This is a genomic window from Hymenobacter rubripertinctus (assembly GCF_003583925.1).
Lineage (GTDB): Bacteria > Bacteroidota > Bacteroidia > Cytophagales > Hymenobacteraceae > Hymenobacter > Hymenobacter rubripertinctus.
Genome location: NZ_QYCN01000043.1, coordinates 1 through 15,016, shown reverse-complemented (window position 1 = coordinate 15,016; position 15,016 = coordinate 1). Strand labels below are relative to the sequence as shown.

Sequence of the window (15,016 nt, the reverse complement as noted above, 5' to 3'; positions counted from 1 at the left end):
GAATTCGCAACCTACTTACACACCACTGCCTGTTGTGCGTTCTGGCCCCGGCAGGCCACTTGCGAGGGCCTCTGATTGAGGACAAAACCCGTAGCTTGCGGTTCTCCTGTTAGCTCCTTAATCTACTATGGCCGCGCTTCCTAACCCCGCCGACCTTCAGCCCCTGCTCGATGCCCTGGCGTTTTCGCCCGAAAACCTTCCCCTCCGCCGCCACGTGGCCGCCCTGCTGCGCCAGGCTGGCCGCTTCGCCGAAGCCGAGGGCCACTACCGCCAGGGGCTGCGCCAGGACCCCGACGACCAGGAGCTGCAGCTGGGGCTGGCCGAAACCTACGCCGCCCTGCTCAAAACGTCGGCGGCGCTGGTGGTGCTGGAGGAGTTGCTGCGCGCCCACCCCAACCACGGTCCGGCCCACCTGCTACACGCCCGGGTGCTGGCCGGGGCCGGCGGTCCGCCCGACGAGGCCCGGACCGCCTACCGCCAGGCCCTGGAGCTGGATGCCAGCCTGCGCGACGCCGACCTCGACGCCCAGCTCGGCCTGCGCCCCGCCGCCCAGACCACCAGTGGCGGCGCCCCCACCGACTACAACGCCACCCACGTATCGGACCGGGGCCTGGATGAGCGCGCCCTGTTCGCGGGCCTGGAGAAACCCAAAATCACGTTCCGGGACGTGGGTGGCATGGACGCCGTGAAGGAGGAAATCCGCCTCAAAATCATTCATCCGCTTCAGTTCCCCGACTTCTATAAAGCCTACGGCAAGGCCGCCGGGGGCGGGCTGCTGCTGTACGGCCCGCCCGGCTGCGGCAAAACCCACCTGGCCCGGGCTACCGCCGGCGAGGTGCAGGCCTCCTTCATTCACGTGGGCATCACCGATATTCTGGACATGTGGATGGGCCAGAGCGAGAAGAAGCTCCACGACCTGTTTGAGCTGGCCCGGATGCAGGCGCCCTGCGTGCTGTTTTTTGATGAAGTGGACGCTCTGGCCGCCAACCGCCACGACCTGCGCCAGAGTGCCGGCCGCACCCTCATCAACCAGTTTCTGGAGGAGCTCGACGGGGCCCGCAGCTCCAACGACGGCGTGCTCATCCTGGCCGCCACCAACGCCCCCTGGCACCTCGACCCCGCCTTCCGCCGCCCCGGCCGCTTCGACCGGATTGTGCTCGTGACGCCCCCCGATGAGCCGGCCCGCGCCGCCATCCTGGAGGTGCTGCTGCGCGGCAAGCCCGTGGCCGACGACCTGCGCCTGCCCGCCCTGGCTGCCCAGACCGCCGGCCTCTCCGGCGCCGACCTGCAAGCAGTAGTAGATACGGCCGTGGAAACCTGCCTGCGCGAGTCGATGAAGGCGGGCCAGGTGCGGCCGGTGCAGCAGAGCCACCTGCTGGCGGCAGCCAAACAGGTGCGCCCCAGCACCAAGGAGTGGTTTGCCACCGCCAAAAACTACGCCTTGTACTCGAATGAGGGGGGCCACTACGACGATATTCTGACTTACCTGGGCATCAAAAAGTAGCCGCGCCATGATGCCCACCCCCCCGGGTAGCCGCTGGCAGGAGGCGGCGCAGAACCTGCTGGCCCTGCACCGCCCCCAGCAGGCCGAGCAGCTCCTACGCCAGCACCTGGCGCAGAACCCGCGCGAGGTGCTGGCGCATATCATGCTCAGCTTTGCCCTGTACCAGCAAAACCAATTGGCCGAAGCCCGCGCGGCAGTAGCCGAGGCGCTGGCCCTGAATCCGGCGGCCAGCGAGGGATACTACGTGCTTTGCCTGCTGGAGAACCGGGCCGGTCAGTTCGGGCCACGCGACCATGCCATCCGTGAGGCCCTGCGGTTGCAGCCCTTCAATCCTAAATATCTGGGTATGCAGGCCCGGATATTACTGGTTCAGGCGCAGCCGGCCGCCGCCCAGCTGGTGGCGGAGCGCGGCCTGGCCCACACCCCTACGCACCAAGACTGCCTGGTGGCCCGCGCCCAGGCCCTGCACGCCCAGCAGCACTGGCCCGAGCTGACCGGGGCTCTGCACCAGCTCCGCGCCGCCCACCCCACGCTGCCCAAAGCGCACCTGCTGCTGGGCCAGGAGGCCATGCGGCAGGACCAGTTTGCGGCGGCCCAGGCCCACTTTCAGGAAGTGCTACGCCTGGCGCCTACTGATGAACAGGCCTTGCAGGGAGCCAGCCAGGCCATTCGGCGGCAAACCGGGCCGGGCCGGATAGACCTTCAATTCGACCGGTACATGACCTTCGTCACGGAGGGCATGAAATTTCCTCGGCCCCAATGGAAGGCCTGGGGGCACTTCCTGCTGATTCTACTCCCGCTCAGCTTCTTCTGTATTCCGATTCTGCTGGCCCTGGCCTTCGAGCGGGTGTACTGGCGGCTCCACCCCGCCGTGCGCCGCCTGCGCAACCGCCCCGACGCGGCTACGTCCTACGCCCACGAAACCCTGTACCGCTACGGTTCCGCCGCCACGTTCGCCCTGCTGATTCTGGCGCTGCTACCCGGCCTGATCTGGCTGTTGGAGCAGTGGGGACTTGGGCAGAGTATGGGGGCTGGCCTGACGGGCGGCCTCACCGCCGTTGTTATGGCTATTATGGGCATCTTCAAACAAGCCTCAGCGGCTCCGGTACCCGAAAAGTCGCCGCTGGGCTGGGTGCTGCTGGCCACGCTGGTGTTGGCCGCCTGCGTAGCTACCGCCTGCTGGCCGGCCACCTGGCCGTACGGGCCACCGCTGAGTTTGCTGGTCGTCGGCCTTTTGTTCTATATCCACATTCGTCGGCTGCGGACCGAAAGCAACCGGTAACTCGGGCGCGGTATGCCTTTCTTTCCATCTACTCCATGAATTCCTTCCAGCAAATTAGCCGCGTGCAGCTTCTGTTGCAGCACAAGCGCCCCCAGGAGGCCGAGCAGGAGGCCCGCCGCCAGCTCCGCGACGACCCCGAAAACGGGTTTCTGCACGCCCTGCTGGCCCTGGCCCTCACCGAGCAGGACCAGTTGCCCGAAGCCCAGCAAGCGGCTCAGCGGGCCGTTCACCTCGACCCCGAAAACAGTTTTGGCTTCTACGTGCTGAGCGCCGTACTCCAGCGCCGGCACGAGCTGCCGGCCGCCCTGGCCGCCATTGAGGAAGCCCTGGCCCTCGACCCGGAAGACGCCGATTACCAGCACGTGCTGGGCCTGATCCGGTTTCAGCAGGGCCAGCTGCACGGGGCGTTGCGCGCCGCCGAAGCCGGCCTCCAGGCCGACCCCACCCACGTGGACTGCTTGGGGCTACGGGCCCGCTGCCTGGCCCGCCTCGGCCGCCGTCCCGAAGCCGCCGCCGACCTCAACGAAGCCCTGCGCCACAACCCCACCGACGCCGGCACCCACGCCGACCTGGGCTGGGTGGCTCTGGAGCGCGGCCGGGCCAAAGAGGCCGCCACCCACTTCCGCGAAGCCCTACGCCTCAACCCCACCTCCGACTACGCCCGCGAGGGGTTGGTATCGTCCCTCAAGGCCCGTTTCTGGCTCTACAACTGGTTCTACCGCTTCATGGTGTGGACCCAGACGCTGAGCCCGGGCATGCGGCAGGGGCTGTTCGTGGGGCTGTTCGTGCTTTCCCACTTCGTTCCGGGCCTGTTGCCGCTCTACCTGGTGCTGGTGTACATGAGCTGGTTTGCCGAGCCCCTGTTCAACTCCCTGCTGCGCCTGAACCGCTACGGCCGCTTCGCCCTCAGTGAAGAGGATACGCACTTTTCCAATCAGTTTCTGGCCCTGCTGCTCAGCGGCGGCGCGTTGCTGCTGACCGGCAAGACCCTCGACTCCGCCCTACTGGACAGCGCCGGCATTGTGGCCCTGGGGCTGCTGTTTCCGCTGGTGGGCACCCAGCGGCAGTGGGCGCCCAAGCGGCGGCGGCAGTCGGCGTGGTTTGGCTGGGGCCTGGCAGCCGTGGGCACGCTGGCAGTCGTGCTGGAAGCCGCAGCGGTACCCGGGAGCAGCACTGTATTCCTGGCGTTTCTGGGTGGCACCCTGGCCTACGTCTGGATCATGGGCCTGCGCAGTAACTAAAGGAGATTCAAGTAAAAGTGAAAAATGGCCCTCAAACAACTCCTAAAGTGGGACGTTCGAGGGCCATTTTTCACTTTTATTTTTTACTTGAATCTCCCTTCCACGTTGTCCATGTATTTCTGGCCCGAGCCGGTGTTGAGGAGCAGAATTTGCTCGTCGGGACTAATCCAGCCGGAGGCGAGGAGCTTGCGGGCGGCCATCCAGACGGCGCCACCTTCGGGGGCCACGAACAGGCCCTCGTGGCGGCCAAGCTCGCGCATGCCTTCCAGCATTTCCTCATCGGTGATGCTCAGGGCCGTGCCGTTGGACTCGTGCAGTACCCGCAGCATCATTTGTTCGCCCAACGGGTGGGGCACGGCCAGGCCGTTGGCAATGGACGAGCGGCCCACATAGGCGTGGCAGTTGGCCTGCCGGCCGGTGTAGGTGGCTACCAGGGGCTGGCAGGCGTCGGCCTGCACGGCCACCATGCGGGGCAGTTTGGCCCCGGGCGCCAGCCAGCCCAATTGTTGCATTTCCCGGAACGCCTTCCAGATGCCGATCAGGCCGGTGCCGCCGCCTGCCGGGTAGAGCAGCACGTCGGGCAGCTGCCAGTCGAGCTGTTCGGCCAGCTCGTAACCCATCGTTTTCTTGCCTTCGAGGCGGTAGGGCTCCTTGAGGGTCGATACGTCGAGCAGTTCGCCCTTGGCGTTGTGCTGACGCACCCAGGCGGCACAGTCGTTGATGAGGCCGTCGATGAGCTGCACTTCGGCTCCGTACCAGTAGCATTCTTCCTTGAAAGCCTTGGGCGTGTGCCGGGGCATAGCCACCACGGCCCGCAGGCCCGCCCGGGCGCAGTAGGCGGCCATCGCCACGCCCGCGTTGCCGGCCGTCGGGATGATGCAGCCGGTGGCGCCCAACTCCTTCGCTTTGGATATAGCCATGCTCAACCCCCGGGCTTTGAACGAGCCGGTAGGGTTCTGACCTTCATCCTTGAGCAGTAAATCGCGCAGATTGTAGCGCCCCCCGAGGGTGGGCAGGCGCATGAGGGGGGTAAAGCCCTCCCCCAGCGTAACTTTGTTCTCATCGTCGAGTAGGGGCAGCAGGGCCCGGTAGCGCCACATCGAGGCATCATGCAGGTCGATGGCGGTAGCCCGGGAGAGCCGTTCGCGCAGGTCGTAGGTAGCTACCAACGGCACCTTGTGGCACTCCGACACGAGTTGGAGCTGGTGGGCGGAATGGGGCTGGCCGCACTCGGAGCATTCGAGCTCGTGCAGGCGGGTGAGGGTTTCGGCGGTCTGGTTCATATCTGAGGGAGTTGAACGCAAAACTCCCCGAACCCTATGCCGCAAACAAATGGCTAATTGGAATAGGCTATGCCAGTTTGGAATGAGAATCTTGAGCTGTTAGCTGTTAGCTGTTAGCTGTTAGCTGTTAGCTGTTAGCTGACTGAACGAAAGCTAGTAGCTGTCAGCTAACAGCTCAAGAATAATACCGCCGGGCAAACTGCACAAAGGTTTTGTAGGGCAGGTTGTTTTCGGTGCCTTTGCGCTGGACGAAATCAAAGTGGCGGACCAGGTTCAGGTCGCGGATGGGCACTTCGGTCAGCTCGCCCGAGGCCAGCTCTTTGGTTACCGCCTGCCGGGGCAGGAAGGCCAGGCAAGAATCCACGCGCACGAAGTTCTTGAGGGCCTCCGTTCCGCCCAGACGCACTTTTACGGGCAAATCGGTGAGCTTGATACCCTTGGCGGCCAGGGCTTCTTCGAGCACGGCCAGCGTGCCGGAGCCGGATTCGCGCAGGGCCACGGGCGTGCGGAGCAGGTCGGCGGCCAGCAGGGGTGGGCGCAGCAGCGGGTTACGGCCCGAGCACACGGCCACCACCTCATCGGTGAGCAACGGTGTGTAGGTGACGTGGCTGACTTTGTGAATGCCTTCGATAATGCCCAGGTCGATTTCGTGGTCGAGCAGGGCTTTGAGGATGTTTTCGGAGTTGCGGTTTTTAAGGGTGAGCCGGGTGTTGGGGAACTGGCCCAGGTAGGCCGAAAGCACCGGCGGAATCACGTAGAGCGAAATGGTGGTGCTGGCCCCGATCACCATATCGAGCGGGGGCGAGAAGCCGGGGCTCAGCTCCGCGAATTCGAGGTGGAGCTCGTGCTGGAGCTGGCGGGCCAGCAGCAGCTTCTGGTAGAGCAGCGCCCCGGCCGGCGTGAGCTGCACCGAGTTGCCCAGGCGCTCGAAAAGGCCGGTTTTATAGTGTTGCTCCAGGCTGCGCACCCGCTTGCTCACCGCCGACTGACTCAGAAACAGCGTCTGCCCGGCTTTGGTGAAGCTGAGCTGGCGGGCAACTTCCAGGAAAACCTCGTGGGCGTGAGAGAGCATGGGGGCGGGGAAGGCGGAAACGCGCACCAAGGTACACGAAGTGGCTACCGGAATGGGCGGTTGTCATTCCGACGCAGGAGGAATCCGGGGAAAATCGTCTAACGGGCTGAGCCAGATTCTACATGCGCCGGAAGGACAAATGCCCGTTCCGGGAGCATTCAAAGGCCTTTCACCAGTCATCTCAAAATAAAGTGTATAAAATTTTGTCATTTATATAGCTATTATTCAAAGAATATCGGGTATGTTTCGGTCCCTTAGCTATAGCGGCAACCCGGTGGCAGCCTTGCCTTTGCGCGCCCCGGACCGCCTCCTTACAGGCTGCGTGACAGCGGCCATTTTGTGTCTTATTTTACCACTTACTGTATGGTCACCTTCTTATTGATGCTAGTCGGCGTGGTGGCGGGCCTGTTGTACCAGAAGCTGCAAAAGCTCTTTCAGACCCTCGTTGATCAGTCGGCGGAGCGCGGGCGGGACCACGCCAGCCTGCTCATCCTCGTGGAGCAGCTGCGCCAGGAACTCCGGCTTTTCACCCAGCCCGCCGCGCTAACTCCGGCCTTCGCCACCGCCCCAACGGGCACGGCCGCTGCCGCCGCTGCTCCGACGGCCGCCGTAGTGGTATCCCCGCCTCCCAGTCGGCCGCCGGTTGTGCCGGTAGTTGCCGCCCGGCCCACGCCGGCCCACTCACCTGCGCCGCCCGCACCGGCCCACCGGCCCACCCCAGCCGCGCCGGTTTCCGTGACACCAGCAGTGCCCGTTCCGGCCGCTCCCGCACCGCCCGTTCCACCAGCAGCACCCGAGCCGAAGTCCGCCGGGGCCAGTGCTGAGCCGCTGGCCCCGACGGCCATTGTGCCACCCGCTGCTTCATCCGTTACGCCAGTTACGCCCGTAGTTGCCGCTGCTGTTCCGGCCGTTCCGCCAGCTACGCCACCGGCTCCGGCCGCAACGCCGGTCGTTCCACCAACGCCAGCGACTCCGGTTGCTGCTCCGGCACCGTCCGCATCAGCGCCAGCGGCTCCGGCACCGCCAGTAGCAAGTCCGGCTCCTGTGCCACCGGTGCCGGCCACGCCGGTTGCTACGGCACGGTTGGAGCAAACCAATACCCGCCCGCCGGTACCAATGCGGCGGCCAGTGGTACAACCAGAAGCCGCCCCGGCTGAGGCCGCCGAACCTACTTGGTGGGAGCACGCCGAAAGATTACTGCTTGATAACTGGACGGGTATTCTGGGGGCCGTAGTGCTCGTGACGGGCATCGGGTTCCTGGGCATTTACACGGCCCTGCGGATGAGCGCGCCGGCGCGGTTTGCCATGATTACGGCCTTCGCGGCCGCCCTGCTGGGCCTGCACTACTACCTGCGGCCCCGCCCCTTCGCGGCCAAGCTCAACGTGTGGCTGCAAAGCAGCGCGGCGGCCGTGTTTCTGTTTGCCTGCGTGGGCGCCGCGAGCGTGCCGGGCCTGCAATGGGCCGGGCCGCCGTTGAGCTACCTGCTGCTGCTGGCCGGGGTGAGCCTCAACCTGTGGCTGGCCTGGGACACGGGCCGGGAAGACGTGGCCACCCTGCACGGCGTGCTCAGCCTGGTGGCCCTGGCCGTGCTGCCCCGCGAGCTACTCACGCTGGCCGCCGCCGCCGGCGTTACCGGATTCAGCATCGCCATTACCTACCGTCAGCGGTGGAAATACCAGTTGCTGCTGAGCATGCTGAGCTTCTTCGTCTTCCACCAATACTGGCACTACTCCCTGGTAGCGGCCGGCCCGTTGTCGGCCGGGGGCCGACTGGTGGCCCTGGGCCTGGTGCTGGTGGTGGGCGTAGCGGGGGCCGTGGTGCAGTACCGCCGGGTGTACGCCAGCCAGCACTTCGATGCGCTGCTGTTCTCGGCCCACCTGCTCAACTGGACCTGTCTGGGCATCAACCTCTACCAGTACAGCACCGGCTCGCCCTGGAAAACGGTGCCGCTGGCGCTGGGAGCTCTGCTCACGTTTGGGGTGGCCCGGCGGGCGCGGCGGCTGGGTATTCAGTGGCTGTTTCGCACCGACAGCATTATTTCCCTGATGCTGGCCTTGTTCGCGGCCTTCTCCTTGCAGGGCTGGCACGCCTCGGGCACGCTCGTTCTGCTGTTTATGCTGCTCGAAACCCTGCTGGTGGCCTTCGTGATGGCCCGGGAAGAAGAGCGGCTGGTGTTCCAGGTGGCCTCCGTCGGGGCCGTGGCCGCCGGCCTGGGGCTGGTGCTGCTGAACCTGTTCTACCTGGGCTCCTACGCCGCCCCCGACGTTGCGCGCAACGCCGTGGTGCTCCTGCTGGCGGGCCTGGTAGGAGCCGGCTACTACCGGCTGCTGCACCGGCAACCGTTGCTGGCCGGCGAGGATGCCAGCCGGCAATCCGGTCTGCTCCGGACTTTTGGGGGCGTAGTCGGGCTGCTGTACCTGGGGACGGGCGCACTGCTGGCCCGGGCTGTTTTCGGGTTTGCCCATCCGCCCCTGACCGCCCTGCTGGGCGGCACGCTGGCGGCGGCCGGCGCCGTATTCGGCGGGGCCTGGTACCTGCGCAACGGTGGCGGCTGGTTCCGCGCCCTGCACCTGCTCAGCGGGCAAGTACTGCTGACGGTATTTATCCTGGGCCTCCACGAAGCGGGCCTGGGCTGGCCGGCCACGTTCACGGTGCTCTACTTCGAAACCCTGCTGCTGGCCGGGGCCTGCGGACTGGCCGATGAAAAACCAACCTTCCGCCTGCTGGTGGGCCTGACGCTGGGCAGTGGCATTGCGCTGCTGCTGGCCGCCGTGGGCTCGGTGCGGGAAGTGGCCCCGCCGGTGCTCCACCAGCGCCTGGGGCTGCTGCTGCTCGGCGGCCTGGGCAGCGCGGCCCTGCTGGCGCGCGCGCCGCGCCGTCCCGCCCTGCAAGCCCTGCTCGGCCACCCCGACGACCACCTGCTTTTCCAGTGCCTGCGCGGGCTGACGCTGTTCTTCTACGGCAGCGCAATCGGGTTGCTGGCGCGGGCGCTGTTCGGGTTGCCGCACCCACCCGTGGCCGGGCTGCTCGGCGCGGCCACGGCGGCCGCCGGCCTCACCTTCGGGCTGGCTCACCAAGCGCGGGTGCAGGCCGATTGGTTTCGCCTGAGCCTGATACTATTGGGACAAGGGCTGCTGACCGTGTTCATCCTCGGGCTGCACAAAGCCGGCCTGAGCTGGCCCGCTGCCCACGCGCTGCTCTACGCCGAAATGCTGGCCTTCACCCTGCTGCTGGCCTGGCGCGCCGAAACGCGGCTCTACCGCATACTGCTCGGCAGCAGCCTCGTGTTGGCCGCCGCCTTGCCCGCGTTGGTTTACCACTTCGGTCGCCTCGCCGATGGGCAGCGCGCCGGGTTGCTGCTGGCCGCCGCCCTGGTCAGTGGGGCCGCGCAATTCAGGCTGAACGGGCGGAAGGCCCCGGTTTTTGATGCTGTGCCGCTGCCATTCAGCCCGGGCTACCGGCTGCGGCTGCTGGGGCTGGCCGTGGGCGGACTGCTGCTGGCGGCGGGCGGCCTGGTGTATGCGCACACCTGGGCCGGCTGGGTGGGGGCAGGCCTTGGCGGCGCGCTGTTGCTGCTGCGCCGCCGGGTGGCGGTGCCGGGCCTGTGGCCGGGTCTGCTGCTGGCCACGCTCGGCTACCAGGTGCTGCAATGGTCGCACGTGCTGCCCGTCGGCCCCGCATTCCGGCCCTTGGCCGAGCTGGCGTATTTGCTGCCCTTGCTGCTGGTTTCGGGAGCCGGCTTATGGGGCTCGTGGTGGGCGGCGGCGGAACGGCACGTGCGCTGGCCCTGGCTCTACCTGCTGGGCCTGCAAGCGGTAGTGGCGACCGGGGTAGCGTTTGCGCCCCGGGCCGAGGCCCTGCCTGTACTGCTCTGGGTGGCCCTGGCTGCCCTGGCCGCCGCCGCCGCCCAGTGGGCGGGCGGGCACTGGCCTACCCCGGCCGCCCTTACCCGCGCCGGCTCCCCCAACCGGTTCCTGCGCCACCTCACCTACGCCTTGCTTACGCTGGCGGTGGCAGGTCATTTCGATGGAGTTTTCACCCATTCGGCTGGCCAGCTGCTAGGCCTGCCGGCGCGCCGACTGACGGCCGGGGCCCTGCTCCTGCTGCTAAGCGGACTGGCCCTCCAGCCCCCACCCGCCGGGGCTACTTCGGGGCGCTACGTGCAGCCCCTGCTGCCGGAAGGCACGCTGCTGTTCGGCCTCTTCACTTTCGGCTACGAGCTGCGAACCGAATGGCTGGCGCTGGTCTGGCTGGTGGTAGCTTTCGGACTTACGCTGGGGGCGGCCCGCCTGCCCCAACGCCTGCGCCGCGTCCGGGCCTACGGCCTGCTGTTTTTCTGGGCGGCGGTGGCCTGGAGCACCTACGTTTCGCTTAACTACCTCGCCCCCGGCCAGCTCCTGACCGTGCCGTGGGCCACCACGGCGGCCGCCGTGGCCCTGCTCTTCGGCTATGCCGCCGCGCGGCTGCGCCAGTCGCCCGCCGCCGAAGCCACCGCCGACTGGCCGCCGCTGCTGGCCCCGCTGGCCGGCCTCGACCGCCTGCCCCGGCAGGGGCTGGTCGGGCTGCTGCTCTACCCGGCCTTTCTGGCCCTCACGGCCCTGCTGATGCAGTCTTTCGACCGCTCGGTGCTCACGGTGCTGCTGATGGGGGAAGTGGTGGCGGCCTTCGTGGCGAGCCTGCTGCTGCGGCGGCAGGATCTGCGCTACGCGGCCCTGCTGGGGATGGCCCTGGCAGTGGTCCGGCTGTTTTTCGTGGATCTGCGCCAGACCGGCACCATCACGCGGGCGGTGGTCTTTATTCTGATGGGGCTGCTGCTGCTGGGCATGAACGCCCTCTACGCCCGCTTCAAGGACCGTTTCGCGCCGCCCAACCGGCCGGCCGATGACCATCCGGAACCGGTCTTGCCCCCAGAACCGCGTTCTACCCTGGACTAGCGCCAGATGCCCGGCCAGCCCACCCACCGTTTTGGCGGAACTGGCCGGGCAACCGGCTTGTGGGCGGCTCTGATCAGGCGGTGATTCTCCGGCTGATTCTGCTTACCTTCTACCGCCTTTCCGACTGTTCCTCATTTCATTATGCGCCTCGCCGACCTTCGTTACCTGAGTGCCTACCTCGTGCCGGCCTGCGTAGCCGCCGGCCTCGTGCTGCGCGGCCCCTGGGTCTGGCTGACGCCCCTGTTCGTATTCGGGCTGGTTCCGCTGCTGGAGCTGTTGTTTCCGCCCCGCACCATTACCAGCCACGCGCCGGCCMCGGCCGGCGCGCCCCMCCACCCGTTTTTCGACTGGCTGCTCTACCTCTGCGTGCCCCTGCACGTGGGGCTGCTGGTCTGGTACCTCGCCGTACTCACGCGGGGGCCGCTGGCGGGGGCCGAAGTGGCCGGGCTGGTGGTGAGCATGGGCATTTGCGGCGGCTCGCTGGGCATCAACGTGGCCCACGAGCTGGGCCACCGCAGCCGGGGCTACGAGCAGCGCCTGGCCCAGGTACTGCTGGCCAGCTCGTGGTACCTGCACTTCTTCATTGAGCACAACCGCGGCCACCACCGCCACGTGGCTACGCCCCAGGATCCGGCCACTTCACGCTTCAACGAGCCGTTCTGGCAGTTTCTGCCCCGGGCCTTGGGCGGGGAGTTGCAGTCGGCCTGGCACCTAGAGGCGGAGCGGCTGCGGCGGGCGACCTTACCGGTTTGGAGCGGGCAGAACCAGCTGCTGCGGTTTCAGGTGGCGCAACTGGCGGCGGCGGTGGGCGTGGGATTGGTATTTGGCTGGACCGGCCTGCTGGCCTGGGCCGGGGCGGCGCTGGTGGGGGCGGTGCTGTTTCAATTGGTGAACTACGTGGAGCATTATGGCCTGCTGCGCCAGCGCACCGCCACGGGCAGCTACGAGCGGGTGCAGCCCCACCACTCCTGGAACTCCGAGCACGCCGTGGGCCGCATCCTGCTCTACGAGCTCACCCGCCACTCCGACCATCACTACCTGGCCTCGCGGCCCTACCACACCCTGCGCCACCAGCCGGCCTCGCCCCAGATGCCCACCGGCTACCCCGGCATGATGCTGCTGGCCGCCGTGCCGCCCCTCTGGTTCAAAGTGATGAACCGACGCGTGCCAACGGCCGAATAGCTTGCCGTCAGGCTGGGTCCGAAGCCCTGTTACCCGCCAGTGGCCGGCTCCCCGGCTCCAACGTTGCTGCTCAGTTCCCGCACCAGCGCCCAACCGGCCGGCCATAGCCCCAGGCCCGACTCGGAGTTGAGGTGGCCGAGGGCTCCCACGTTCACCAGGCGGCTGCCCCAGGCGGCGGCAAACGCCCCGGCGCGGGCCAGCGTCACGTACTCGTCGGTTTCGCTGGCCACCACGATGCTCGGAAACGGCAGGCGCGCCAGCGGCATCGGCGCAAAGCCCCGCACTTCGGGCAGCATCTCCCGCCGGTCTACGTCGGCGGGCCCCACGAGCAGGACTCCGACCACTTGGCATTTGGTGGCGGCGGCCCAGTGGGCCACCGTGGCGCAGGCCAGACTGTGGGCCACCAGCACCACCGGCCCCGGCGCGGCGGCCACGGCGGCCTCCAGCGTGGCCACCCACTCGGCACAAACGGGCCGTTGCCAGTCGCGCTGCTCTACCCGGCGGCAGCCGTGCTGCTGTTCCCAGCGGGTTTGCCAGTGCGCCGGGCCGGAACTGCCCAGGCCGGGCACGGTGAGGAGGGTGAGGGGCCGCATAGCGCGCGTTGGGTTGTTGCCTTATTTTTGGTAGCGAGAATTAAGGCAACAGGTTGGTTGTTGCCTTAATTCTCGCTACCAAAAATAAGGCAACAACTTTTACCGCTCAGTTCGGGGTCAGCCCCAAGTTGATGACCGCCGTCAATTCCTATCTTTACTACTATCCGTCGTTTCCCGCCGCCATGCCCGTCGTCACCGATATTTCCCAGCTCGACCTCACCAAAACCTACACCTACGCCGACTACCTCACGTGGCGGCTGGACGAGGTGGTGGAGCTGATTAAGGGCAAGGTGCGATTAATGAGCCCGGCCCCCCTCTCGTCGCACCAGACAATTTCATTTAACCTGGGCGGCGCTATTCATGCCGCGCTACGGGGCCAGGATTGCCGAGGCTTCGCGGCCCCCTTCGACGTGCGCCTGACCACGGCCGGCCCCAACGGCGACGACCAGATTACGACCGTGGTGCAGCCCGATTTGTGCGTGGTCCGCGACCCGGCCAATATTGACCGCCAGGGCTGCCTGGGAGCCCCCGACTGGATAATTGAAATCCTCAGCCCCAAAACGGCCGCCTACGACACGCGGGAGAAGTTCAATCTGTACGAAGAGGCCGGCGTGACGGAATACTGGATTGTGTTTCCGGGCGAGCAAACCGTAGCAACCTACGTGCTGGAAGATGGCCGCTACGCGTCCAGCGGTTCCTATTTCGAGCCGAGCCCGATTAGCTGCCACACGCTGCCGGAACTGGTGGTGGAGTGGGCGGAGGTGTTTGCGGGGGTGTGAGGGGCTCCATCTCATTCAAGACTAATCCCAATAGATCACAGATGCTTAGTCATCAGTTAGCAAAACATTTGTTATACAGCAAAGAGAGCATTTTTTAAATCCCACTTCTTCAAGAAGCGGCCCTTCAAATTGCAAATCAGGATTGAAATATACCCTATAATATTCGCTTAAATATTTTTCTATTGGAATCTTAAATTTTTGTGAATAATCTTCTAAGAATTTCCTCAAATCTTTATCGTTTAATGCAGTGTCATTATCCGTTATTTCATGCTTAGTATAGGCTAGAAAAGTTCTTTTTCCATACCTCATTATTATTTCTCTGATTTCTGTATTACTTTCAATTATAAAGTTAGTGACAGATTTGAGTAGATCATCTATCTTATCTTCCAATCCACTTAAGTCTAGATTTTCAAATATTTCTATTCCAGAATTCTTGTACTCTACAGGCTTTATATCATCTGTGATTCGAAAATAATTCTGCATACTCTCCGTAAATTTATTATTATCATTTTCAAAAATATCACGATTCTGTGAAAACCATATTCTAAATTTTACCACTTCATTTTTGCCTCTTTCCTGAATAATAAGAGGTATTTCATAAGCGGTAAAATCAGACGTTAATCTGATACAATCAGGACTCTCATGGTATGCCGGACTGCCTCCTTCGTGAATATATCTATACGTATCCGGTCGTTTTTCAATCTTACAATATAATTTAAAAAATCCATCAGGATTTCTAAGCAATTCCTTTCTTAAGAGCAATCTATTTATTTCATTATTACTAAAAATCGATATCTTCTTCTTATATATCTCTCCTTTGAGTTTTGGAAAATCTGTTGGCAAAGAGCTAATATCTATTTGCCTTAAAATTTTATTCGCGTTACCTTTAGTTATGTAAGCCATTATAATAATTTTTCTTTTTTACGTCGAGCAAAGGCTGGTCGAGCAAAGGCTGAACGCCAGAAGCGTCACAATACGGTGAAGTTATAAAAATTTCCGGCGGTGGTATAATGCGAGGTGATTCAGGTTGGCGTTAACCGACGGTTGTGCTCGTCGATGACGAGTTGGATGCGCGTATGGTGCATTTTCTCGCACCGGCTAAACGAGCAGGACTTGCGCACCAACACGCCGCACTTTTGGCGCAA

General features: G+C 64.4%; 10 protein-coding genes. 6 read left to right on the top strand and 4 right to left on the bottom strand.

What is annotated here, in order from left to right; all coding sequences use genetic code 11:
* Window positions 1–127: 127 nt before the first annotated feature.
* Genes D0T11_RS19240 through D0T11_RS19230 form a run of 3 tightly spaced genes read left to right on the top strand, consistent with a single transcriptional unit; the run spans window position 128 to window position 4,027 of the window.
* A complete protein-coding gene (locus D0T11_RS19240) occupies window positions 128–1,504 on the top strand; it encodes an ATP-binding protein (protein ID WP_119657440.1) in 1,377 nt (458 codons plus the stop codon).
* 7 nt (window positions 1,505–1,511) lie between these two features.
* Complete coding sequence (locus D0T11_RS23415) at window positions 1,512–2,786, top strand: tetratricopeptide repeat protein (protein WP_119657439.1); 1,275 nt, start codon at window positions 1,512–1,514, stop codon at window positions 2,784–2,786.
* 35 nt (window positions 2,787–2,821) lie between these two features.
* Window positions 2,822–4,027 carry a tetratricopeptide repeat protein gene (locus tag D0T11_RS19230; protein ID WP_182888499.1) on the top strand — a complete coding sequence of 402 codons (1,206 nt, stop codon included), beginning with the start codon at window positions 2,822–2,824 and terminating at the stop codon, window positions 4,025–4,027.
* Window positions 4,028–4,110: 83 nt separating this feature from the next.
* On the opposite strand, the gene D0T11_RS19225 is transcribed toward D0T11_RS19230, so the two are convergent.
* Window positions 4,111–5,310, bottom strand: coding sequence for a threonine synthase (locus tag D0T11_RS19225; RefSeq protein WP_119657437.1), 1,200 nt, complete (start codon window positions 5,308–5,310; stop codon window positions 4,111–4,113).
* 175 nt (window positions 5,311–5,485) lie between these two features.
* On the bottom strand, window positions 5,486–6,382 hold the full coding sequence (locus D0T11_RS19220; protein ID WP_119657436.1) for a LysR family transcriptional regulator: 897 nt from the start codon (window positions 6,380–6,382) through the stop codon (window positions 5,486–5,488).
* 363 nt (window positions 6,383–6,745) lie between these two features.
* On the opposite strand from D0T11_RS19220, the gene D0T11_RS19215 reads away from it, so the two are divergent.
* Window positions 6,746–11,317, top strand: coding sequence for a DUF2339 domain-containing protein (locus D0T11_RS19215; protein WP_147374740.1), 4,572 nt, complete (start codon window positions 6,746–6,748; stop codon window positions 11,315–11,317).
* Between the two features lie 141 nt (window positions 11,318–11,458).
* A complete protein-coding gene (locus tag D0T11_RS19210; protein ID WP_119657434.1) occupies window positions 11,459–12,499 on the top strand; it encodes an alkane 1-monooxygenase in 1,041 nt (346 codons plus the stop codon).
* 29 nt (window positions 12,500–12,528) lie between these two features.
* On the opposite strand, the gene D0T11_RS19205 is transcribed toward D0T11_RS19210, so the two are convergent.
* Window positions 12,529–13,092, bottom strand: a complete 564-nt coding sequence (locus tag D0T11_RS19205; RefSeq protein ID WP_119657433.1) for an RBBP9/YdeN family alpha/beta hydrolase — start codon at window positions 13,090–13,092, stop codon at window positions 12,529–12,531.
* A gap of 131 nt (window positions 13,093–13,223) precedes the next feature.
* Here D0T11_RS19205 and D0T11_RS19200 point away from each other — a divergent pair, with 131 nt between their 5' ends.
* Window positions 13,224–13,871: a Uma2 family endonuclease gene (locus D0T11_RS19200; RefSeq protein WP_245991033.1), complete on the top strand. Its 648-nt coding sequence runs from the start codon at window positions 13,224–13,226 to the stop codon at window positions 13,869–13,871.
* Window positions 13,872–13,916: 45 nt separating this feature from the next.
* Here D0T11_RS19200 and D0T11_RS22225 read toward each other — a convergent pair whose 3' ends face one another.
* Window positions 13,917–14,774: a hypothetical protein gene (locus tag D0T11_RS22225; RefSeq protein WP_147374739.1), complete on the bottom strand. Its 858-nt coding sequence runs from the start codon at window positions 14,772–14,774 to the stop codon at window positions 13,917–13,919.
* Between the last annotated feature and the right edge of the window lie 242 nt (window positions 14,775–15,016).